Below are 21,716 nucleotides of genomic sequence, written 5' to 3' on the forward strand. Positions count from 1 at the left end.
CCGTTCCGGTCACAGTTCCCGCCGCGCAGGCGGCGCCGTCGGTGGCTGAGGTGCAGCCGGTGCAGCGCACCGCCGCTCAGCGGGCGGCGGGAGAGCCTGCGCCTGAGATTCTCGCGGCCGCCTCCCAAGCGGCGACCGCTGCTACGGCGACCGCTGGTACGGCTGCTGCCGGTGCCGAGGCGCCTTCCGGCGTGGGCACCGAGGGCGGTGCGGTGACCCCCGAGACGGGGGCGGCGCCCGCCGGGGAGAGCCCGGTCGAGGCGGCCGTGGGCGATGCTGTCGCCGAGGCCGTGGCTGAGAAGCCGAAGAGGGCCGCCAGGACGCGGTCCACCGCCACGACGACGCGGCGGCGTACGACGAAGAAGGCCGCCGAGGCCGAGGCTGAGGCGCTCCCGGAGGAGGGGGCGCCCGCAGAGGCCGCGGTCGAGGCCGCCGAGCCGGTGAAGCGGCGCAGGACGCGTAAGAAGGCCGAGCCGGAGGAGGCCGTGACGGCCGCCGCCGAGGTGCGGTCCGTGGAGGACTCCGCTGCCCGTGCCGGTGAGGTTCCGGCCGGTCGCGCCGAGGGTGCCGAAGTCGTGGCGCCTTCCGGCGGTGGCGAGGCCGCCGCGCCGTTCGGCGTCGAGGCGGGTCCCGGTGGCGACGCCGGGACGACGGCTCGCGGGCTGGACGGCGGAGTGACGGCCGAGGCCGGTGCCGGCGCGGAGGCTCCCGCGGGTGCTGAGGCGGCAGCTGCCGCGGGCGCCGAGGCGGAGGCTGCCGCAGGTGCTGGGGTAGAGGGTCCCGCAGGGGCTCGCGCAGGTCGCCGGGCGGCTCGCACGGGTGCCAAGGCGGAAGGTCGCGCAGGCGGCCGGTCTCGCGCTGGGCGCGGCGCCGCTGCCGCCGCCGGTGACGAGGATGCCGCTCGTGAGGCGGCCGAAGGTGTGGCGGCCGGCGACGTGCGCGCGGCCGCGGCGGGACAGGCGGCCGGTGACGTGCCGGCGCAGGCCGGTGACGTGGCCGCTGCCGGTGGCGACGTCGCGGCTGTGGGCGGCGAGGTGGCTGCCGGTGCCGGTGGGCGCGGTGGTGTCGAGGCGGAGGCCGGTGTGGCCGAGGACGCCGACGAGGACATTCTGGAGATCCTGCCGGAGGACGAGCCGCTCGACGACGAGCCCGCCGGCGAGGACCTCGACGAGGAGAACGTGCGGCCCAGCCTGCTCGCCGACCCGTTCGGGTTGTCCGCGCGCAGGCAGGACGAGCCGGGTGCCGCGTTCCAGCGGCCCGCGGCCATCTTCGCGCCGCTGTTCCAGGCGCCCGACCCGAGCCGTGCCAAGCCCGTCGTCACCCGGCGGGCCGAGCCGCCGCAGCCGGTCGCCGGGCCCGAGGAGGCCGAGGAGCCGGTCGACGAGACGGTGATCGAGGAAGAGACCGACGTCGACACCTCCGACGAGCAGGAAGAGGAAGAGGGCGGCGGCCGTCGCCGTCGCCGCCGCAGGGGCGGCAGGGGCCGTGGCAAGGCGCGCGAGCGTGACGAGGCCGAGGACGGCGAGGAGGCCGAGGAAGAGGCCGACGAGGAGCAGGCCGAGGAGGGCCAGGAAGAGGAGGCCACCTCGTCCCGCCGTCGTCGCCGCCGCCGTCGCCGGGGTGGCGACGAGGGTGCCGAGCCGGCCACCGACGACCCGCCGAACACGGTGGTGCGCATCCGCGCGCCGCGTTCGGGCCGTACGGGCTCGCTCGACACCGCCACCGACGGCGTGCAGAGCGTGCGCGGCTCGACCCGGCTCGAGGCCAAGAAGCAGCGCCGCCGCGAGGGCCGCGAGCTCGGGCGCAGGCGCCCGCCGATCATCACCGAGTCGGAGTTCCTGGCCCGCCGCGAGTCCGTGGACCGGATGATGGTGGTGCGCAGGCAGGGCGACCGTACGCAGATGGCGGTGCTGGAGGACGGCGTGCTCGTCGAGCACTACGTCAACCGGGAGGCCAGCCAGTCCTACGTGGGCAACGTCTACCTCGGCAAGGTGCAGAACGTGCTGCCGTCGATGGAGGCCGCGTTCGTGGACATCGGCAAGGGCAGGAACGCCGTCCTGTACGCCGGTGAGGTGAACTTCGACACCGCCGGGCTGGAAGGCCAGCCGAAGCGGATCGAGTCGGCCCTGAAGTCCGGCCAGTCGGTGCTCGTGCAGGTCACGAAGGACCCGATCGGCCACAAGGGCGCCCGGCTCACGTCGCAGATCAGCCTGCCCGGTCGCTACCTGGTGTACGTGCCCGACGGCTCGATGACCGGCATCAGCCGCAAGCTGCCCGACAAGGAGCGCACGCGGCTCAAGAGCATCCTGAAGAAGGTCATGCCGGAGAACGCCGGTGTGATCGTGCGTACGGCGGCCGAGGGCGCCTCCGAGGAGGAGCTGGCCCGCGACGTGGCCCGGCTGTCGGCGCAGTGGGAGAGCATCCAGAAGAAGGCCAAGTCGGCCAGCCCGCCGGAGCTGCTGTCCGCCGAGCCCGACCTGACCATCCGGGTCGTGCGCGACGTGTTCAACGAGGACTTCACCTCGCTGGTCGTGCAGGGCGAGGACGCCTGGGACACGGTCGACGACTACGTCAAGTACGTCGCTCCGCACCTGGCCGAGCGCCTGTCGAGGTGGGACGGCGACCAGGGCGACGTGTTCGAGTCGTACCGGATCGACGAGCAGCTCGGCAAGGCGCTCGAGCGCAAGGTGTGGCTGCCCAGCGGCGGCTCGCTGGTGATCGACCGTACCGAGGCGATGACCGTCGTCGACGTCAACACCGGCAAGTTCACCGGCCAGGGCGGCAACCTGGAGGAGACCGTCACCAGGAACAACCTGGAGGCGGCCGAGGAGATCGTCCGCCAGCTGCGGCTGCGGGACATCGGCGGCATCATCGTCATCGACTTCATCGACATGGTCCTGGAGTCGAACCGCGACCTGGTGCTGCGGCGGCTGCTGGAGTGCCTGGCCCGCGACAGGACCAAGCACCAGGTGGCCGAGGTGACCTCGCTGGGCCTGGTCCAGATGACGCGTAAGCGGGTCGGTCAGGGGCTGCTGGAGGCGTTCTCCACGCCGTGCGACTGCTGCAACGGGCGCGGCCTGATCGTCTCCACGGAGCCGGTCGAGACCAAGCCGGAGCCGCGTGGCACGCAGGGGAAGATGGCCATCGAGAAGACGGTCTCGGACAAGGTTTCCGCGGCCAAGGACTCCGCCGGCCGTGATACCGTGACCGGTGCGCTTGAAGACGTCCCGACCGAGGACGACCAGGCAAACCAGACTTCCGGCAGAGGGCGGCGACGCTCCCGCCGAGCCAAGTCGGCCGAGTAGCCTCGACCGGCTTCCGACGATCCGTCCGGTTCGCCTAGGGGCCCGTTAATCCGGTACCCTGGTGAACCGGTGCGTCAGGTGGCGTGCCCTGTTGGCGCGCTTACTCGGTTCGTCGGTTTGAGACAGGCCGAATGACAGGCGCAGCATTCGGCGGTCGCCTCTGCGTGAGGTGGCTGATGTTCGAAAAACAACAGTGAGTCAGTAGAAGGGTTCCGCGGTGTACGCGATCGTTCGTTGCGGCGGCAGGCAGCAGAAGGTCTCCGTCGGTGACGTCCTCGAGGTGGACAAGGTCGCCGGCGAGGTCGGCTCTTCGGTTTCGCTGCCGACGGTGCTCGTCGTCAACGATGGCGACGTGACCACCGAGGCGGGCAAGTTCATGGTCAGCGCCGAGATTCTCGGCGAGACCAAGGGCCCGAAGATCCGCATTCTCAAGTACAAGAACAAGACCGGTTACAAGAAGCGCCAGGGGCACCGTCAGCGGTACACCCAGGTGAAGATCACCGGTATCGAGCAGGCCTGAACGGGAGTTTGAGAGATGGCACACAAGAAGGGCGCGTCGTCCACCCGGAACGGTCGTGACTCCAACGCCCAGCGTCTGGGCGTCAAGCGCTTCGGTGGTCAGCTGGTCAACGCGGGCGAGATCATCGTCCGTCAGCGTGGCACCCACTTCCACCCCGGCGACAACGTCGGCCGCGGTGGCGATGACACGCTGTTCGCGCTGGCCGCCGGTCACGTGCAGTTCGGTGTCAAGCGCGGCCGTCGGGCCGTGAGCATCGTTCCTGTCGCGGAGTAAGGTCTCCTCCTTCTCCGTCGACCTCGGGTTTGTTGCTTCAGGGGTGGATCGAACCGATCGGGTGTCGATCCACCCCTTGGCGTTTTCCGGGGTGTCTGGAGCGAACGGGGGGCGGGGCCGGTCGGCCTCGCTGTTGGAATGAGATGCCCCTGGTGGGGCGATGGAGGAAATGCCGGGATGCCGGACTTTGTGGACCAGGTGGTCCTGCACATCAGCGCCGGTGACGGGGGAAACGGGTGCGCCTCCATCCACCGGGAGAAGTTCAAGCCGCTCGGCGGCCCCGACGGGGGCAACGGCGGCCGGGGCGGCGACGTCGTCCTGGAGGTCGATCCCAACACGGCGACCCTGCTCGACTACCACCGCCGGCCGCACCGCAAGGCGGACAACGGCAAGCAGGGGCAGGGCTCCAACCGCGACGGCGCCAACGGGGAGGACGTGATCCTGCCCGTGCCCAACGGCACCGTGGTGAAGGACGCCGCGACGGGTGAGGTGCTGGTCGACCTCGTGGGGGCCGGCACGCGGTACGTGATCGCCCAGGGCGGGCACGGCGGGCTCGGCAACGCCGCGCTGGCCTCCACCAAGCGGAAGGCGCCCGGGTTCGCGCTGCTCGGCGAGCCGGGGGACGCGCTCGACGTCATGCTGGAGCTCAAGAGCGTCGCCGACGTGGCGCTGGTCGGGTTCCCGAGCGCGGGGAAGAGCTCGCTGATCGCGGCGCTGAGCGCGGCCAAGCCGAAGATCGCGGACTACCCGTTCACCACCTTGATCCCCAACCTGGGGGTGGTGACGGCCGGAGAGAACGTGTTCACCGTCGCCGACGTGCCCGGGCTGATTCCCGGCGCGTCGCAGGGGAAGGGGCTCGGGCACGAGTTCCTGCGGCACGTCGAGCGGTGCGACATGCTCGTGCACGTCATCGACTGCGCCACCATGGAGCCCGGGCGCGATCCGATCACGGACTACGAGGTGATCGAGGCGGAGCTGCAGGCGTACGGCAAGCTCGAGGACCGGCCGCGGCTGATCGTGCTGAACAAGGCCGACGTGCCCGACGCGCGGGAGCTGGCCGAGCTGGTCAAGCCGGAGTTCGAGGCCCGCGGGCTGAAGGTGTACACGATCTCGGCGGCCACGCACGACGGGCTGCGGGAGCTCACGTACGCGATGGGCGAGTGGGTCGCGGCGGCCCGGGCAAACAAGCCGGTCGAGGAGCCCACGCGGCTGGTCATCAGGCCCAAGCAGCTCGGGGACACCGGGTTCCGGGTGCGGCGGGTCAACGAGAACATGTTCCAGGTCACCGGCGAGAAGCCGGAGCGGTGGATCCGGCAGACGGACTTCACCAACGACGAGGCGGTCGGTTATCTGGCCGACCGACTGGAGCGGCTGGGGGTCGAGGCGGAGCTGGCCAAGGCCGGTGCCGTGGCCGGGGCCGAGGTGGTCATCGGGCCGATGGAGGGTGGCTACGTCTTCGACTGGCAGCCCACGCTGAACGCCGAGTCGGTGCGGACCGGGCCTCGGGGGACCGACAACCGCCTGGGTTAGTAGCCCCGCCCTGGCCCCTGCCCCGCGCATACGCACGCGCCTCGCCGACAGTCGCCCGTGCCCGTCCATGGGCTGGGCGGCTCGGTGCCGGGTGGGGGAGGCGGCGCGTGGGGATGCCGGGGGCGGCGTGTGGGGGTGCCGGGTGGCGTCGGCGGGTGCCGTGGGGCCTGTGTTGTGGGGGTGGGACGGGTCGGTGCAGTCGGTGTAGTCATTTGCCGGAAGCCCGAGCGGATAGGCTGCCAGACGTGCGGGAACAGATCAGCTCAGCGTCGAAGGTCGTTGTCAAGGTCGGCTCCTCCTCGCTCACCACCCCCCAGGGCATGATCGACGTCGATCGCGTCGATGCCCTTGTGGACGTGCTGGCGGCGCGGCGCCGTACCGGGACGCAGGTCGTCCTGGTCTCCTCCGGAGCGATCGCGGCGGGCCTCGGCCCGCTCGGGCTGAGCGCGCGACCGCGCGACCTGGCCACCCAGCAGGCCGCCGCCTCCGTCGGGCAGGGCGTGCTCGTGGCCCGCTACACCTCCTCCTTCGCCCGCTACTCCCTGCGCGTGGGCCAGGTGCTGCTGACCGCCGACGACATGATGCGGCGCGCGCACCACGCCAACGCCCAGCGCACGCTCGCGCGGCTGCTGGAGCTGGGCATCGTGCCCATCGTCAACGAGAACGACACCGTGGCCACCGACGAGATCCGCTTCGGCGACAACGACCGGCTGGCGGCGCTGGTGGCGCATCTGATCCACGCCGACGCGCTGGTGCTGCTGTCCGACGTGGACGCGCTCTACGACGGCCCGCCCAGCCGCACCGGCTCGCGGCGGCTGGCGGAGATCCGGGGTCCGGAGGACCTGGTCGGGGTCGAGCTGGGCAAGAACGGTGCGGCGGTCGGCACCGGCGGCATGGTGACCAAGGTGCAGGCGGCCAGGATCGCGACCGGAGCGGGCGTGCCCGTGGTGCTCACCGCGGCCGCTCACGCCGCCCAGGCGCTCGCCGGGGCCGACGTGGGTACCTACTTCCACCCCGGCGGCCGCCACCCCGGCACGCGCCTGCTGTGGCTCGCGCACGCCACCACTGGACGCGGCCGCCTCCACCTCGACCAGGGGGCCGTGGAGGCCATCGTGGGGCGCCGCAAGTCGCTGCTGCCGGCCGGGGTGACGGGGGTGGAGGGTGAGTTCGCGGCGGGCGATCCGGTGGACCTGTGCGGCCCTCAGGGCCTCGTGGTGGCCCGCGGGCTGGTGAACTTCGACGCCACCGAGATCCCGGGCCTGCTCGGGCGCTCCACGCGGGAGCTGGCGAGCACGCTCGGTCCGGAATATGAACGCGAGCTGATCCACCGCGACGACATCGTCATACTGGAAGCCCACAGCTGACATCCCGATGAGGAGCACGCGATGTCCGAAGAGTTCCTGAAGGTCGCCCGCGCGGCACGAGAGGCCGCTGCCGAGCTGGCCCCGCTGCCGCGGGCGCCCAAGGACCGGGCGTTGCGCGCGATCGCCGACGCCCTGGTCGCCCGCGCGGCGGAGATCGTCGAGGCCAACGCCCCGGACGTCGAGCGGGCCAGGCAGCAGGGCACGTCCGAGGCGATGATCGACCGGCTGCGGCTCGACGAGGCCCGGGTCGCCGCCATCGCCGAGGCCGTGCGCCAGGTGGCCGACCTGCCCGACCCGGTCGGCGAGGTCGTCCGGGGCGGCACGCTGCCCAACGGGCTCGAGCTGCGCCAGCTCAGGGTGCCGCTGGGCGTGATCGGCATCATCTACGAGGGCCGCCCCAATGTCACCGTCGACGCCGCCGCGCTCTGCCTCAAGAGCGGCAACGCGGTGCTGCTGCGGGGCTCGTCGAGCGCCTATTCCTCCAACACCGCCCTGGTGGGCATCATGCAGGACGCGCTGGAGGGCACCGAGGTGCCCGCCGGGGCCGTCCAGCTGGTGCCCGGGCAGACCCGCGACTCGGTCAAGGAGCTCATGCGGGCCCGCGGCCTGGTGGACGTGCTGATCCCGCGCGGCGGCGCGTCGCTGATCAACTCGGTGGTCGAGGAGTCCACGGTGCCGGTGATCGAGACCGGCGTGGGCAACTGCCACGTCTACGTGGACGCCGAGGCCGACGTCGACGTGGCGGTGCAGATCCTGGTGAACGCCAAGGCGCAGCGGCCGTCGGTGTGCAACGCCGCCGAGACGTTCCTCGTGCACGAGAAGGTGGCCGACGCGTTCGTGCCCAAGGCTCTGGAGGCGCTGCGTGAGGCGGGCGTGACCGTGCACGGCGACGAGCGGATCGCCGGCTACGGCACCGGCGTCGTGCCCGTCACCGAGGACGACTTCTACGCCGAATACCTCTCGCTCGACATCGCCGCCGCCGTCGTCGGCTCGCTGGAGGAGGCGGTGGCGCACATCAGGCGCTACGGCTCCGGCCACACCGACGCCATCGTCACCCGTTCCCAGGGGGCCGCGCGCAGGTTCGTCTCGCTCGTCGACTCGGCGGCCGTGGCGGTCAACGCGTCGACCAGGTTCACCGACGGGGGCGAGTTCGGGTTCGGCGCGGAGATCGGCATCTCCACGCAGAAGCTGCACGCACGCGGCCCGATGGGGCTGCCCGAGCTCACCTCGACCAAGTGGATCTATACGGGTGAGGGGCATATGCGCACGTCAGAGGGCACGGTGACGGCTTGTTGACCGGCGTGTCGGCCTGACCGGCGCGGGGTGCCGTGGATTGACTGGGGGACATGGAAATTGTCGTCGCCCTCGTCTTCTCGGCCGCGGTGCTGTTCGGCGCCGACCGGTTGCTGCTCTGGCTGGAGAGCCGTGGACACGTCAACTGGCGCAGGAAGGGACGCAAGCGGCTGTCGGAGGAGCCCACGGCCGGGCTCGACAGCATGCTCTCCGATCACACACGCCGATAAACCTTCGGCGTGCCTCAAGCGGCAACTCGCGTACCGGCGCTAGGGTTGTGTCCCTTATGGGCGCGCCGGGCGGGGAGGGACGGTGAGCAAGCTCGGCAAGGTCGGGCCGTACACCCTGGTCGAGCGGCTCGGCCGGGGCGGGATGGGTGAGGTCTACCTCGCCACCACCCGCCGTGGCGAGCATGTCGCCCTCAAGGTCCTGCATGACCTGGCCGAGGACGAGACCTCGCGAGTCAGGCTGGAGCGCGAGGTCCGCGCGCTGCGCAGGGTCGAGAGCCCGTACGTCGCCAAGGTGCTCGACGCCGACCTGAGCTGTGCCCGCCCCTACCTGGTCATGGAGCACATCGAGGGCGCCACGCTGCTCGACCGCGTCCGCCAGAGCGGCCCCCTGGACGTGTCGCAGCTCGTCGACATGGCCCAGGGCATCGCCGCCGCGCTCGCGATCATCCACGCGGCCGGGGTCGTGCACCGCGACCTCAAGCCGGGCAACATCATCATGGGCACCTCGGGGCCGGTGCTGATCGACTTCGGCATCGCCCAGGTGCTCGACGCGACCCGGCTCACCATGACGGGCACGTTCCTCGGCACGCCGGGCTACACGGCGCCGGAGATCTTCGCCGACGAGCAGGTGGACGCGCCCGCCGACGTGCACGCCTGGGCCGCCACGGTGGCGTTCGCGGCGACGGGGCGGCCGACGTTCGGGCGGGGCACGGCCGAGGCGCAGATGTACGCGGTGCTGAACGGGCAGGCCGATCTCAAGGGCGTGCCGGTGCAGCTGCTGCCGCTGGTGCGCGCGGCGCTCAACAGGGAGCCCGGCAAGCGGCCCACGGCGGCGCTGCTGGCCGATCGGCTGTCCAGGCTGGCCCGGGCCACCAGCGCGGCCGACGCCGAGCCTCCTGCAGCCGACGCGCCGGAGGAGGGCGGCCCGCCCGCCGGCCGGGGCACGGCCGTGCGGAGCCGGCCTTCGGAGGAGGCCGCCGCGGCCCCCCGTGGCGAGGCCAAGGCCCGCAGCAGACCCAACGTGGTGCCGGCCGAGGGCAAGGTGCCGCCGCCGCGCGGGCGTACCGGGAGCCGGCCCGTGCCCGAGGCGAAGGGCGCGGCGGTGGCGCGCAGCCGGGCCGAGGGGAAGGTGCCGGCGCCGCGGACCCGTACGGGTGCGGAGGGGAAGTCCACGGGGGCGCGGGCCAAGGTGACCGCGCCCCGGCAGCGGACGGCGGCGGCCGTCAGGAGCAGGGCGGCGACGAAGCCGCAGACCGGGCGGAGGACCGGGCTCCGGGCGGAGTCGGCCACCACCCTGCCCGCGGGCAACGGCGCGCTGCTGCTGCTGGCGGTGCTGGCCGTGCCGTGCGTGGTGGCGTCGGTGATCCAGCCGATCGCCTCGATCGCGATCACGGCCGCGTTCGTGGTGCTGACCAGGACGTTGTGGATGGGCCACTGGATGGTCAGGAACCGCAGCTCGCGGCGTACGCGGGTGGCGCTGCGGGTGCTGCTCTTCCCGGTCGCGCTGGCCGGGGCCGCCGTGACCGCCGCCGTGTGGCCGGGCGTGCCCGTCGCGGTGGCGTCGGGGGGAGCGCTCTGGGCCACCGGGGGTGGCCGGATCGACTCCGACTGGTGGCAGCAGGCCGCGCCTGTGACGGTGGCGGGCGTGGTGTTCGGGATGTTGTGCGGTGGGATCACCGGGCGCGAGATCGAGCGGATCGGGCAGCGACTGCCCGACCTGCGCAGGGAAGGGCTGCGCGCACTGGCCGTGCTGGGCGGGTTCGTCGCCCTGTGCGCGGCCGCCGTACGCGCTATCGCACTTCTGCTCTGACCCGTGATGGGTCAGTTCGCGTACGCCTGGGGCCCGCCGTTCCGCCACGGCGGGCCGACGCGGCTGAACAAGCAGGTCGGCCGCGTGGTGGCGGAACGGCTAGCCCTGTCCACCGTCGCGGCGGGAGAAGCGGTTGAAGATGCGCTCGCCCGCGTTGACCGCGCCCTCGGCCACGTCACGCAGGACGCCGATGAAAGGGTCCTGCGACTGCTGCCAGGACGCGCGGTAGGACTCGGCCGCGGCCTTGATCTCGTCGGTCACTCTCGCGTTGGGGTCGTCTTCCCTGCGGGGGTAGTCGCCGCCGATGATCCGCTCGTATTCGCCGCTGCGCTGCCACTTGTCCAGCTCCGCCACACGCACCACCGCGAACGGGTGGGTGGTGCCGAGCAGGTTGAGGACCTTGAGAAAGCCGTCGCGAAGGTCGCCCGCGGTGTCGTATTCCTGGTACTGCTCCAGGAACGCCTCGATGTTCATCTCGTGGGTGTAGTCGCCGCCGGCCAGCTTCATCAGCGCCCGCTTGGCCGCCTCGGGGTCCTGCCCGACGAGCAGGCCGCCGCGGTCGGAGGACAGCTCGGACTTGCGGTACCACTCCTCCAGGCCGGCGACGATCGCGCGCAGGCCGATGTAGCCGAGCGGGATCCAGGCGACGCGGGTGGCGAGGCGGGTGAGGATGTCGAGCATCGTCCGGTAGACCGCGTGTCCCGACAGGATGTGCGCGGTCTCGTGGCCGATGACGAAGCGCTGCTCCTCCTCGTTCATGAGGTTGAGCAGGCCGGTGGTCACGACGATGAACGGGTCGTCGAAGCCGATGGCCTTGGCCTGGACCTGCGGGTCCTGCTGGATGTAGATCTCGGGGATCCGGTGCAGGTCGAGGGTGTAGGCGGCGTCGCGGCCCATGTCGTAGACGGAGCGGAACTGGGTCTCGCTCACGCGCACGGCCGACGCCAGGTACATCAGGCGCAGCCGGCGCTCGCTGATGAGGCCGGACATCTGCTTCAGAACGGTGTCGAACCCACTCAACTTGCGCAGAGCGACCAGGGCGGACCGGTCTGCGGGGTGTTCGTAGGCTCGGGACGAGATGCCGGGCAGTTGGACGCGGTTGCGGTCCGGGGTGGTCGTCATGCCCGGCATGCTACGTCCGCAACGGAAGTGATGCGCGGCCATCACGAAGGGGGGTCCCATCATGTTGTGGTAGAGCGCCCGCGTAAGGTCCGTTTCATGATGAACGCGCCTGGTGTGCAAGGGATGCGGCGAGTGGGGGTGATGGGTGGGACGTTCGATCCCATCCACCACGGGCACCTTGTCGCGGCCAGCGAGGTGGCTCACCACTTCCAGCTGGACGAGGTCGTCTTCGTGCCGACCGGACGGCCGTACCAGAAGTCGGAGCGCGAGGTGTCGGCGCCCGAGGACCGCTATCTGATGACCGTCATCGCGACCGCGTCGAATCCCCGGTTCTCCGTCAGCCGGGTGGACGTCGATCGTCCGGGGCCGACGTTCACGATCGATACTTTGCGCGATATTGCGGAAATTTACGGTCCGCAGGTTGAGCTGTACTTCATCACCGGCGCCGACGCGCTCGGCGCCATACTCGACTGGCAGGAAGCCGACGAGCTGTTCGAGCTGGCGCATTTCGTCGGTTGTACGCGTCCCGGGCACACGCTGCACGACCCTGGCCTGCCGGAAGGCCGGGTGACGCTGCTGGAGATCCCCGCGCTGGCCATTTCCTCGTCCGAGTGCCGTCAGCGGGTGGCCAAGGGGGAGCCGATTTGGTATCTGGTGCCCGACGGAATCGTCCAGTACATCAACAAGCGGCGCTTGTATCACGCGGCCGGCTGAAGCGGTCGCGCAGGAGAAGTCGCGGCGTAGGTGAGGGGTTTCGGGCTGGAAGGGTACCCTCAACATAAGGGCATGCTGCCGACACAGGAGGACAGACCCGCATCGTGACCGCATCTGACAGATCCGTCCAGCTCGTGCGCATCGCCGCGGAGGCCGCGGCCGACAAGCTGGCCGATGACATCCTCGCCTACGACGTGAGCGAACAGCTCGTCATCACCGACGCCTTCCTGCTCTGCTCCGCCACCAACGACCGCCAGGTACGCGCCATCGTCGACGAGATCGAGGAGCGGCTGCGCACCGAGGCCGACGCCAAGCCCGTGCGCCGCGAGGGAGAGCGCGAGGGCCGCTGGGTTCTGCTCGACTACATCGACATCGTCGTGCACGTCCAGCACGAGGAAGACCGTACTTTCTACGCGCTGGAGCGCCTGTGGAAGGACTGCCCGGCCATCTCGCTGCCGGAGAGCGTGATGCAGGCCAACCTGCAGCGGGCGCGCGCGTGAGCGAGCGGAGCGGACGAACCATCAGCCACATCAGCGAGATTCACGCCGATCCCGGGCGGCCCGGCGAGGGATCCGCATGAGCAGGCGCATCGTGTGCCTGCGTCACGGGCAGACCTTGTGGAACGTCGAGCAGCGCTTCCAGGGGCATTCCGACATCCCCCTCGACGAGACCGGCGTCGCGCAGGCGGCGCGGGCCGCGTCGCTGCTCGCCTCGTTGCGGCCCACCCTGATCGTCTCCTCCGACCTGCAGCGGGCCAATGACACCGCGCTGGCGCTGGGACGGATCGCCGGGCTCGACGTGGCGGTCGACAAGGACTTCCGCGAACGCGGCGGCGGGCAGTGGGAAGGGCTCACGCGCGAGGAGATCGCCGCGCGCTGGCCCGAGGAATACGCCGCCTGGGAGGCTCCCGACGGCGAACCCGTCACCGACGTGGCCGTGCGGGTGGCGGCCGCCATGCGCCGGTGGGCGTCCCGGATCGACGACGACGGCCTGCTGGTCGTGGCCTCGCACGGCGCGGCGCTGCGGCTCGGGATCTGCGAGCTGCTCGGGCTGCCCGAGCAGTTGTGGCCGGCGCTGGGCGGGCTGGGCAACTGCTCCTGGTCCGTGCTGCAGGAAGGGCGCAAGGGGTGGCGGTTGCTGGAGCACAACGCCGGCACCTTGCCCGAGCCGGTGCACAGCGACGACAAGCCCGAGGCCGAGGCATAAGCAGTTCGTACGGCTCGGGGGCCGTACGGCTGACCTACGGCGTTTCATACAGCACCCTCATAGAGCGCCTTCATACAGTGCCCTCATACAGGGAGCGATTTCGGACGAATCAGTCGGCGACAGACACCGGGGCGGCCTGGGACGGCAGGCCGCTGTCATCGGGGAAGGTTCGTCGATGGAGATTCGGTCACTTCGTTATGCGGTCACGCTCGCGGAGGAGTTGCACTTCGGCCGCGCCGCGCAGCGGCATTTCATCGCGGCGCAGCCGTTCGGGCGGCACATCCAGCGGCTGGAGCGGGAGGTCGGGCGGCGGCTGTTCGAGCGTACGAGCCGGAGGGTCGTGCTGACCCCCGCGGGGGAGCGACTGATCGCGGAGGCCCGCCGCGTGCTGGCGGCGGTGGACGCGCTGGCCGAGGTCGCCCGTTCGGACCCGCTGCGGGATCCTGGGCCGGCGGGCCCGCTGCGCGATCGTGGGGCGGCGGACCCGCTGCGGGATCTTGCGCCGGGGGACCCGCTGCGGGACGCCGAGCGGGGGCCTGACGTTGCGGCAGGGCGCGTGGTTGCGGGGGGATCGTAACCTTTCCTGCTGATGATCCCCGTGCGGGGCCCGTGGTGAAGTCGTGCGCATGGGACATCAGCGCATCACCAACACGAGGCTCGAGGCGGCGGCTCTCCATGAGATCGTTCCCGGGGTGCACGCGTGGGTGCAGCCCGACGGCACGTGGTGGGTCAACAACGCGGGCGCGGTGACCGGGGACGACGGCACGATCGTCATCGACACCTGCGCCACCGAGGAGCGTACGCGGAGATTCCTGCGCGCCCTCGCAGCGGCCACCGGCGACGACCCCATCAGGGCGGCGGTGAACACGCACCAGCACGGCGACCACACCTACGGCAACAGCCTGCTGCCCGCGCAGGCCGTGATCGTCGGTCACGAGAGCGTGCGCGACGCGGTGCTGACGGACTTCGTCATCGACGGATGCCCGCCGTTCTGGTCGCCGGTGCCCGACTGGGGCGCGGTGACGCGGCGGCCGCCGTCGCTCGTGTTCCGCTCGGAGCTGACGCTCTACAGCGGCGGGCGGCGGATCGACGTGCTCCATCCCGGGCATCCCGCGCACACCGGCGGCGACGTGGTCGTCTGGCTGCCGGAGGAGCGCGTGCTGTTCACCGGCGACCTGCTCTTCCACGGGCTCACGCCCCTGGTGCTGATGGGGTCGCTCGACGGGGCGCTGCGGTCGCTGGACTGGCTGGCGGGCTTCGGCGCCGACCACGTCGTCCCCGGGCACGGCCCGCTGGCGGACGGGGACGCGCTGCCGGGCATCCTGGCCGACCACGAGCGCTACTACCGGTTCGTGGCGGACACCGCGCGGGACGGGCACGAGCGGGGGCTGAGCCCCCTGGACGCGGCCCGGCGCGCCGACCTGCGGGATTTCGAGGGGTGGGCCGACGCGGAACGGATCGTGCTCAACCTCCACCGGGCGTATGCCGACGCGGCGGGCGGCGAGGTGGACCTCCTGACCGCGTTCGGCGACGCCGTGGAGTGGAACCGCGGCCCCTTTCCCACGGCCGTCTGAGGAGGCTTCGATGAGGTTCGTCACGTATGCGGGGCGCGAGGGCGACCGCGCCGGGCTGCTGGTCTCCGAGGAGGTGTACGCCCTGCCGCCGGGGGTGCGGCTGGTCGACCTGCTCGGCGACCTGCCCGCCGCCGGTACGGCCGCGCTGCGCGATCCCGCGGAGGTGGTGCCGCTCGAATCCGTACGGTTGCGGGCGCCCGTCCCCGAGCCGCCGACCGTGCGCGACTTCATGACGTTCGAGCAGCACGTCGAGGGCGTGGCCAAGCTGATGGGGGCGACCGTGCCCGAGCAGTGGTACGCGGCGCCGGCCTTCTACTTCACCAACCCCTACGCCGTGATCGGGCCGCACGACGACGTGCCGCTGCCGCCGGGGTGCGGCGTGTTCGACTTCGAGCTGGAGGTGGCCGCGGTGATCGGGCGCGGCGGGCGGAACCTGGGCGTCGAGGAGGCCGCCGGGCACATCGCCGGGTACGTGCTCATGAACGACTGGTCGGCGCGGGATCTCCAGCTCGCCGAGATGGAGGTGCTGCTGGGGCCGGTGAAGGGCAAGGACACCGCCACGACGCTCGGGCCCGTGCTGGTCACGCCGGACGAGCTGGAGCCGTATCGGTCGGGCAACGCGTACGACCTGTCGATGACCGCGGCCGTCAACGGGCTCACCGTGGGCGGGGACCGGTGGAGCAACATGTCGTTCTCCTATGCGCAGATGATCGCGTACGCGTCCCGAGGGACCGAGGTGCGGCCCGGGGACGTGCTCGGGTCGGGTACGTGCGGCGGTGGGTGCCTGGCCGAGCTGTGGGGGCGGCTGGGGTTGGAGGCGCACGCGCCGCTGGCGCCCGGCGACACGGTGACGATCAGCGTCGACCTGCTGGGCGTGCAGCGGTGCCGGATCGTGGAGGGCGCCGAGCCGGTCGGGGACTCCCTGGAGGCGCGTCGTAGTCCTTGAGGGTGATGGCGGCGGCGGCCCGGTCGGTCATGCGTTTGATGAGGCTCTTGCCCGGCATGTACGGCAGCAGGCGCATCATCTGATTACGGCGCCAGATCTGCGACTTCTTCTGCGGAACCAGGTATTTGTCGGCTCCCTGCGCTTGGCGGTGACAGACCTCGACATATGGCCTTATGTGGTTCTCGTACTGGGTGAAGGCGGTCTCGTGGTCGCCGGCCTCGGCCAGCTCGCCGGCCAGGACGTACGCGGCGATCAGCGCCAGGCCGGTGCCCATGCCGCCCGGGCCCGGGGCGTAGCCCGCGTCGCCCAGGAGGGCCAGCCTGCCGGAGGAGTAGCGGGGCAGGACGACCTGGGCGGCGGGGGCGAAGTAGAAGTCGTCGGCCCGGCGCATCTGGTCGAGCAGGTGCGGGATCTCCCAGTCCAGGCCGGCGAAGGCGCTCTCGACCAGGATCCGCTGCGCGTGGCGGTCGCGGTGATCGTAGGTGAGCGGGGGCGCGGCGAAGTCGAGCGCGGCCCTGGTGCGGCCGCCGGTGCTCATGATGGTGGCGCATCTGCCCGGGGCGCTGTACATCAAGCCCTCGTGGTCGAGGTCGTAGGTGCCGGGGACGGAGAAGATCGCGCCGTACATGCCCAGGTGGCGGAGCTGCGCCTCGCCGAAGGCCAGCTCCCGCACCTGGGAGCGGAGGCCGTCCGCGCCCACGACCAGGTCGAACGTCCTGGGCGCCGCTCGTTCGAACGTGACGTGCACGCCCGCCGGGGTCTCGGTCAGCGAGGTGATGGAGTCGTCGTAGACGTACTCGGCGTCCGTGGCGTCGTGGAGGATGCGGCTCAGGGTGCCGCGCAGGATCTCCACCTCACCGCTGAACGCCTCCGACGGGAGGCTCGACAGGCGCCTGCCGCGGGCATCGACGATCTTGATGTCGCCCATGCGGGTCTGGGCCCGGCGTACCGCGTTGAGGATGCCCATGCGGGCGAGCACGTCGAGTTGCGGGGCGCCGCGGAAGTCGACGGCCTGGCCGCCCGGGCGGATCGCGGGGGCGCGTTCGACGATGGTGGGGTGGTTGCCGTGGCGTTCGAGCCAGTGGGCGAGGGCGGGGCCCGCTATGCCGCCGCCGGAGATCAGGATGGTGAGGTCGCGCATTTCTGGTGCCCTCTCGTTTACGGTGTACGCGCACTCTAGAATGGGGTGGTTTACCAGGCAATATTGCTATCTGGTGCACTAGTGCGGTGGCATGCGGTCTCGCGGGCGGGCGGGGGCGGTGCACTAGAGCGCCTTCGGGAAGGGGCGGTTGGTGGATCGAGCGGACGCGCCGTACCTCCGGATCGTCGAGGAGCTCAGGCGCCGCGTCGCGGCGGGGGAGCTGGCAGCGGGCGACCGGCTGCCCTCCACGCGGCAGATCGTCCGGGAGTTCGGGGTGGCGATGGCCACGGCCAGCAAAGTACTGAGCCGGTTGCAGGAGGAGGGGGTGGCGCGGGCCGTACCGGGGGTGGGCACCGTGGTGGCCGGGCGCGAGGCGCCCGCGCAGGACCTGACCAGGCAGCGCATCGTGCGGGCGGCCATCGGGATCGCCGACGGGGAGGGGCTGGCCGCCGTCTCCATGCGCCGCATCGCCACCGAGCTGGGCGCCTCGGCCATGTCCCTGTACCGGTACGTGGCGGGCAAGGACGAGCTCGTGCACCTGATGGCCGACACCGTGTACGGGGATGACCCGCCGCCCGACCGGATCCCCCGCGGCTGGCGGGAGCAGCTCGAACTGGCCCTGCGGCAGCAGTGGCGCATCCACCGGCGCCATCCGTGGCTGGCCCAGGCCATCTCGCTGACCCGGCCGGAGTTCGTCCGCAACGGCATGGCGCACACGGAGCGGCTGCTGCGGGCGGTGGACGGGCTCGGCCTGGACGCGAACACGATGCTGCACGCCGCGCTGTCCCTCGTGAACCTGGTCCGCGGCACGGCCGTGAGCCTGGAGGCCGAGGAACAGGCGCGGACGGAGACCGGAGTCACGGACGACGAGTGGATGCAGGCGCGGGAGGCGGAACTGCGCGAGCTGTTCACCTCCGGTGCCTTTCCCACCCTCGCCAAGGTGGTGGCGGGGCCCGGGCTGGACATGGACCTGGACTCGATCTTCGAGTTCGCACTGCGCCGGCACCTCGACGGGCTGGCCGTGCTGGTGGCGGCGGCCAGGGTTCGGGAAAGGCGGCGCGATTAGGCGAATGAGGGCGGATGGCTATATGCTCTCGGAGCGCCGCAACGGGTGGACCCGAAGCGGTGACCAGGGGCTATGGCGCAGTTGGTAGCGCGCCTCCATGGCATGGAGGAGGTCTGGGGTTCGAATCCCCATAGCTCCACCCCTTGTGGTTGTCGGCAGGCTTGGGCCTGCTCCCCCTTCCTTTCCGTGGACGTTGATGGGGCGAAGGGCTGGACGTCGCTCCGGCAGCGCGTGATCTTCGGCGCCGGGGCCCCAGCGGTCGGATCGGGTGGCTGTACATCGCGTTGTCGACGCACGCGGAAGTCCCAAGTGCTGTGGGTGCGCGGTCGAGTCATCAGGCGGGCTGGGTGACTGCTCGTTCCGGCCGGGTTTCGTCGTGCGGGGGGTTGTCTGCTCCGGGCCGGTCGTTTCGTGGAGGTTCCGGCTGGTGGGCGGCTGGTCTGTGGGGCGGCTTGGTCTGTGGGGCGGCTGCCCTGTGAGGCGGCTGGCCTATGCGGTGTTGGCTGTCCCGTGGAGTTGCTGGTCTCGGGGGTGCGCTGCTCGGGCCGGTTGCGGCAACCGGGAGCTGATGCCCAAGGGAAGACGGTTCCCCCCCGGACCTCCGACCCCCGATCCCCGACCTTCGATCCCCGGTCCTCCGGTTGCCCGGTCGCCGCGGTGCCGGCCCGGCGGTGGGTGGTCCGCCGGGTCCGGCTTTCGAGTGGCCTTTCAGGTCCGGTGGTCTGTTCGGGCCGAGGGGTGGTCGGTTGGCGCGGGTGGGCGGGCGCTTCTCGGGTCTACGAGAAGACGGCTGACTTGAGGAGGAGGCGGCTGGAGGCGCGGCCGCCGGGGCGCAGGGAGTAGTAGTCGCCGGTGCAGTCGATGCCCGTGAAGACCGTGACCGTGGAGTCCGTGGCGTTCGATGGGGTGTGGGCGCTGTCTTCCGTGTCGCGGACCTCCGGGAGGTTGATGCAGACTCCGCTCCTCGGGTGGGTCAGCTCGCCCGTGCCCAGGCCGCCGTATTCGGTGGGGAAGCGGTAGCTGAAGGTGCCGGTGGCGGCCTGGGCGGGGGCGCAGGGAGACAGTGCCAGTGCCAGGCAGGAGGCGGCCACGGTGATGGTGCGAGCGAGCATGGGCGGTGTACGTCCCTTCGGTTGTGGTTGACACTTCGATCGCCTCCAATCTTATGGCTACTCTGTGTAGTTGATCGGTGACAGATTTGTGGTCGGTCAGCGCCCCTTTTCGTAGATGACCAGGCCTTGGGAGAGGTGGAGGGGGACCATGACGAGCTCGACCACCAGGGCCTTCCAGGCGTAGTAGAGGTTGACGGCCTTGTTCAGGTAGACGAAGGGCAGATTGAACAGGACCTGGCCGATGGGGAGGCGGCGGCGTCTGGCCGCGTAGAGGAGGGCGGGGACGGTCAGGAGGAGCTCGCCGCCCGCCCACCACGCCATCGTGCGGGCCACCGGCTCGTGCAGGGCGAGCGTCAGCACCAGCGGGGTCGCCCACCACAGCGGGGCCAGGAGGATCTCCAGGAGGGCCACGATGATCCAGGTGGCCAGCATGGGCTTGCGGGTGACCAGGCGGGGGAGGTGGAGCCGGACATTCTGCATGAAGCCCGCCATCCAGCGCCACACCTGCTTGCGGAGGTAGGTGAGGCTCTCCGGGTCGGCGGCCCAGGCCATGGCGTCGGCGACGTAGACCGCCCGGTGGCCGGCGAGCTGCTGGCTCCAGGTGAAGTCCATGTCCTCGACGATGGTGCGCTCCGGGAAGCCGCCGAACTCGGTCAGGGTCGTACGTCTGAACACCGAGCAGCAGCCCGAGCAGACCATGGGGCTGTTCGCCAGTTGCTGGATCGGGCGGTGCCAGTGGAAGCCGAAGAGGTATTCGGTGGATCTGCCGCGCTCCCATGGTGTGCGGGCGAACCTCGTCTGCACGTTTCCGGCCGCCACGTTCACTTCAGGGTCGGAGAAGGCGGGCTTGATGCGCTCGATGTAGTCGGGGGCCAGGACCGTGTCGGCGTCCACGGCCAGGACCAGGTCCGTGTCGCAGTGGGGGAGGGCGTGATTCTGGGCCTTGGCCTTGCTGCCCAGGTTGCGGGGTGGGCGCAGGACGGTGACGCCGTAGGAGGCCGCCACCTCGCCGGTGCGGTCGGTCGAGGCGTCGTCCACCACGATGACCTTCTCCGGTGGGACCGACTGGGCCTGGATGGAACGGAGGGTGGCGGGGAGGCCGAGCTCCTCGTTGTGGGCGGGGATGATGACCGTGACAGTCAGGGTGGTAGGGGTCGGGCTCACCTGTGTCGCCTCCGCTTCAGCTTGAGCGCGACCAGGGTGATCAGCCCTACGGTGGCGTAGACGATCAGGCTGAAACCGAGTGTGGGCGGGCCTCCGGGCATCCTCTGGCTCCCTTGGTGATGCTGATGGTGATGGTGGGTGGGGCGGGTATGAGGATGCTCCGCGTGGGGTGGGTGCCGGAGGCCCGAATCGGGTTCTGTGGAGGGGGAACCGGGTGTCCGGGTTGTCCTGTGGACGGAGGTGGATGGAGGGTTTGATGGGCGGGGGCCCCGAGGGTGCGCCGCCCATGCCCTTGGCCCCTGCCGGTGTTGTCTCGGGGCGTAGGGGCGGCGGTGATTCGCAACGACACGTAGCTGGTGGTCCTCCTTTCGGTCATGACGGGAGAGCACCCAGAATCATCCGAAAGGGCTTGTTCCCAACGGGTGTTCAAGTCGAGAAAGGCCGGACTGCAGTGCGGTCCGGCCTTCGATGGAGACAGTGTGTCAGTGCTGGATCACCTGGCGGTGTGCCGTCCGGCTGGCGGGCACCGCGGTCGGCTGAGGACCACCGTGAACTCGGAGGGCTCGTGCGATGCAGTCTCATTCAGGGTCGCGTCGCCGAGTGTGGGCGGACTTCCCAGGCCGGCCGTTGGAGCTGATCGTTGTACACGATGATGTCGGCGTGGTCGGTTGGGCGGGCTGTGGCGAAGTAGAGCTGTTGGGAGGGGATATAGCGGTGGCGCCAGGACCGTTCGATTTCGGCGGTGTCGGCGGCGGCTCCGGCCAGCGCCGTACCTCGGTCCCGGGCGCGATCTACCGTCTGCTCGAAGGGGACGGACACGAAGATGCGCAGGTCCCACCGGGCGATGAGTTCTGGGCGCAGGAGGAAGACGCCGTCGAAGAGCAGGACGGTGTCCGCGGCGGCGGTCGTGGCCGGCGGGGACGATGGGGTGTCGGTGTCCCTGTCGTAGACCGCGTGTTGGAACCTTCGGTCTCCGCCCGGACCCAGCGGATCGAGCAGGACCCGGCACAGCGCGGCGTGGTCGTGGGCGTCGAAGTAGCAGCCTTCGGCCGAGTACTGGCCGCGTCGGTAGCGCTGCGCACGGGGGAAGAGGAAGTCGTCGATGGTCGCGCGGATGACGGCGCGGTCCTGCGCGCGCAGGACGACGGCGAGCTCGTCGGCCAGCGTGGTCTTGCCGGCGGCGGGCGGCCCGTCGATGGCGACCCGCAGCGGGTGCGCGGTCGTGACGGACCTGATCGCCTCGGCCAGCCGACCGATGAGCTCGCCGCGGGTGCCTTGGTCCATTTCTGCCTCTCTCACGGTGTCTCTGTACGCACTGACTCCTTGCCGCCCACACGGACGCCTGC

The 21,716-nt window shown here is 71.1% G+C and carries 20 protein-coding genes and 1 tRNA gene; 16 read left to right on the plus strand and 5 right to left on the minus strand.

The window, feature by feature from the left end:
- Positions 1-191 precede the first annotated feature (191 nt).
- The 8 genes from ACBJ59_RS38850 (at position 192) to ACBJ59_RS38885 (ending at position 10,325) form a co-directional block, all read left to right on the plus strand.
- Positions 192-3,305, plus strand: coding sequence for a ribonuclease E/G (locus ACBJ59_RS38850; RefSeq protein ID WP_375115140.1), 3,114 nt, complete (start codon positions 192-194; stop codon positions 3,303-3,305).
- 217 nt (positions 3,306-3,522) lie between these two features.
- Positions 3,523-3,825: a 50S ribosomal protein L21 gene (gene rplU, locus ACBJ59_RS38855; RefSeq protein WP_357867130.1), complete on the plus strand. Its 303-nt coding sequence runs from the start codon at positions 3,523-3,525 to the stop codon at positions 3,823-3,825.
- Positions 3,826-3,840: 15 nt separating this feature from the next.
- A complete protein-coding gene (gene rpmA, locus ACBJ59_RS38860; protein ID WP_012893687.1) occupies positions 3,841-4,098 on the plus strand; it encodes a 50S ribosomal protein L27 in 258 nt (85 codons plus the stop codon).
- A 177-nt stretch (positions 4,099-4,275) separates the two neighbouring features.
- Positions 4,276-5,628: a GTPase ObgE gene (obgE, locus tag ACBJ59_RS38865; protein ID WP_364113377.1), complete on the plus strand. Its 1,353-nt coding sequence runs from the start codon at positions 4,276-4,278 to the stop codon at positions 5,626-5,628.
- 245 nt (positions 5,629-5,873) lie between these two features.
- Positions 5,874-6,992, plus strand: a complete 1,119-nt coding sequence (gene proB, locus ACBJ59_RS38870) for a glutamate 5-kinase (protein WP_375115141.1) — start codon at positions 5,874-5,876, stop codon at positions 6,990-6,992.
- A 21-nt stretch (positions 6,993-7,013) separates the two neighbouring features.
- Positions 7,014-8,288, plus strand: a complete 1,275-nt coding sequence (locus ACBJ59_RS38875; RefSeq protein ID WP_375115142.1) for a glutamate-5-semialdehyde dehydrogenase — start codon at positions 7,014-7,016, stop codon at positions 8,286-8,288.
- 50 nt (positions 8,289-8,338) lie between these two features.
- Positions 8,339-8,515, plus strand: a complete 177-nt coding sequence (locus tag ACBJ59_RS38880; protein ID WP_364113373.1) for a hypothetical protein — start codon at positions 8,339-8,341, stop codon at positions 8,513-8,515.
- Between the two features lie 82 nt (positions 8,516-8,597).
- A complete protein-coding gene (locus ACBJ59_RS38885) occupies positions 8,598-10,325 on the plus strand; it encodes a protein kinase (RefSeq protein WP_375115143.1) in 1,728 nt (575 codons plus the stop codon).
- A 99-nt stretch (positions 10,326-10,424) separates the two neighbouring features.
- On the opposite strand, the gene ACBJ59_RS38890 is transcribed toward ACBJ59_RS38885, so the two are convergent.
- A complete protein-coding gene (locus tag ACBJ59_RS38890) occupies positions 10,425-11,456 on the minus strand; it encodes a M48 family metallopeptidase (protein ID WP_375115144.1) in 1,032 nt (343 codons plus the stop codon).
- 87 nt (positions 11,457-11,543) lie between these two features.
- Between ACBJ59_RS38890 and nadD the strand changes: the two genes are divergently transcribed.
- From nadD to ACBJ59_RS38920, 6 genes are all read left to right on the plus strand, one after another.
- On the plus strand, positions 11,544-12,161 hold the full coding sequence (nadD, locus tag ACBJ59_RS38895; RefSeq protein WP_364113365.1) for a nicotinate-nucleotide adenylyltransferase: 618 nt from the start codon (positions 11,544-11,546) through the stop codon (positions 12,159-12,161).
- 104 nt (positions 12,162-12,265) lie between these two features.
- Positions 12,266-12,661: a ribosome silencing factor gene (gene rsfS, locus ACBJ59_RS38900; protein ID WP_080046168.1), complete on the plus strand. Its 396-nt coding sequence runs from the start codon at positions 12,266-12,268 to the stop codon at positions 12,659-12,661.
- Between the two features lie 76 nt (positions 12,662-12,737).
- Positions 12,738-13,367 carry a histidine phosphatase family protein gene (locus tag ACBJ59_RS38905; RefSeq protein WP_364113363.1) on the plus strand — a complete coding sequence of 210 codons (630 nt, stop codon included), beginning with the start codon at positions 12,738-12,740 and terminating at the stop codon, positions 13,365-13,367.
- 175 nt (positions 13,368-13,542) lie between these two features.
- A complete protein-coding gene (locus ACBJ59_RS38910; RefSeq protein ID WP_375115145.1) occupies positions 13,543-13,944 on the plus strand; it encodes a LysR family transcriptional regulator in 402 nt (133 codons plus the stop codon).
- 49 nt (positions 13,945-13,993) lie between these two features.
- On the plus strand, positions 13,994-14,941 hold the full coding sequence (locus ACBJ59_RS38915) for an MBL fold metallo-hydrolase (RefSeq protein WP_375115146.1): 948 nt from the start codon (positions 13,994-13,996) through the stop codon (positions 14,939-14,941).
- 10 nt (positions 14,942-14,951) lie between these two features.
- Positions 14,952-15,887, plus strand: coding sequence for a fumarylacetoacetate hydrolase family protein (locus tag ACBJ59_RS38920; protein ID WP_375115147.1), 936 nt, complete (start codon positions 14,952-14,954; stop codon positions 15,885-15,887).
- Here the strand turns inward: ACBJ59_RS38920 and ACBJ59_RS38925 are convergent.
- Entirely contained in the window at positions 15,796-17,028 is a 1,233-nt protein-coding gene (locus ACBJ59_RS38925; RefSeq protein ID WP_375115148.1) for an FAD-dependent monooxygenase, read from the minus strand. The genes ACBJ59_RS38920 and ACBJ59_RS38925 overlap by 92 nt on opposite strands.
- A 151-nt stretch (positions 17,029-17,179) precedes the next feature.
- On the opposite strand from ACBJ59_RS38925, the gene ACBJ59_RS38930 reads away from it, so the two are divergent.
- On the plus strand, positions 17,180-18,094 hold the full coding sequence (locus ACBJ59_RS38930) for a TetR/AcrR family transcriptional regulator C-terminal domain-containing protein (RefSeq protein ID WP_375115149.1): 915 nt from the start codon (positions 17,180-17,182) through the stop codon (positions 18,092-18,094).
- A 66-nt stretch (positions 18,095-18,160) separates the two neighbouring features.
- Positions 18,161-18,233 (plus strand) — tRNA-Ala (locus ACBJ59_RS38935).
- Positions 18,234-18,870: 637 nt separating this feature from the next.
- Here ACBJ59_RS38935 and ACBJ59_RS38940 read toward each other — a convergent pair.
- From ACBJ59_RS38940 to ACBJ59_RS38950, 3 genes are all read right to left on the minus strand, one after another.
- Positions 18,871-19,206, minus strand: a complete 336-nt coding sequence (locus ACBJ59_RS38940; protein ID WP_375115150.1) for a hypothetical protein — start codon at positions 19,204-19,206, stop codon at positions 18,871-18,873.
- A 96-nt stretch (positions 19,207-19,302) separates the two neighbouring features.
- Complete coding sequence (locus ACBJ59_RS38945; protein WP_375115151.1) at positions 19,303-20,370, minus strand: glycosyltransferase; 1,068 nt, start codon at positions 20,368-20,370, stop codon at positions 19,303-19,305.
- 582 nt (positions 20,371-20,952) lie between these two features.
- On the minus strand, positions 20,953-21,669 hold the full coding sequence (locus tag ACBJ59_RS38950) for a cytidylate kinase family protein (RefSeq protein ID WP_375115152.1): 717 nt from the start codon (positions 21,667-21,669) through the stop codon (positions 20,953-20,955).
- Positions 21,670-21,716: the final 47 nt, after the last annotated feature.

It is taken from the genome of Nonomuraea sp. MTCD27, assembly GCF_041950495.1.
GTDB lineage: Bacteria > Actinomycetota > Actinomycetes > Streptosporangiales > Streptosporangiaceae > Nonomuraea.

Coding starts and splice junctions, on each gene's coding strand:
- nadD (WP_364113365.1), top strand. CDS start 11,544: ATGATGAACGCGCCTGGTGTGCAAGGGATGCGGCGAGTGGGGGTGATG.
- ACBJ59_RS38920 (WP_375115147.1), top strand. CDS start 14,952: ATGAGGTTCGTCACGTATGCGGGGCGCGAGGGCGACCGCGCCGGGCTG.
- obgE (WP_364113377.1), top strand. CDS start 4,276: ATGCCGGACTTTGTGGACCAGGTGGTCCTGCACATCAGCGCCGGTGAC.
- ACBJ59_RS38875 (WP_375115142.1), top strand. CDS start 7,014: ATGTCCGAAGAGTTCCTGAAGGTCGCCCGCGCGGCACGAGAGGCCGCT.
- rpmA (WP_012893687.1), top strand. CDS start 3,841: ATGGCACACAAGAAGGGCGCGTCGTCCACCCGGAACGGTCGTGACTCC.
- ACBJ59_RS38890 (WP_375115144.1), bottom strand. CDS start 11,456: ATGCCGGGCATGACGACCACCCCGGACCGCAACCGCGTCCAACTGCCC.
- ACBJ59_RS38905 (WP_364113363.1), top strand. CDS start 12,738: ATGAGCAGGCGCATCGTGTGCCTGCGTCACGGGCAGACCTTGTGGAAC.
- ACBJ59_RS38880 (WP_364113373.1), top strand. CDS start 8,339: ATGGAAATTGTCGTCGCCCTCGTCTTCTCGGCCGCGGTGCTGTTCGGC.
- ACBJ59_RS38940 (WP_375115150.1), bottom strand. CDS start 19,206: ATGCTCGCTCGCACCATCACCGTGGCCGCCTCCTGCCTGGCACTGGCA.
- ACBJ59_RS38910 (WP_375115145.1), top strand. CDS start 13,543: ATGGAGATTCGGTCACTTCGTTATGCGGTCACGCTCGCGGAGGAGTTG.
- ACBJ59_RS38915 (WP_375115146.1), top strand. CDS start 13,994: ATGGGACATCAGCGCATCACCAACACGAGGCTCGAGGCGGCGGCTCTC.
- ACBJ59_RS38925 (WP_375115148.1), bottom strand. CDS start 17,028: ATGCGCGACCTCACCATCCTGATCTCCGGCGGCGGCATAGCGGGCCCC.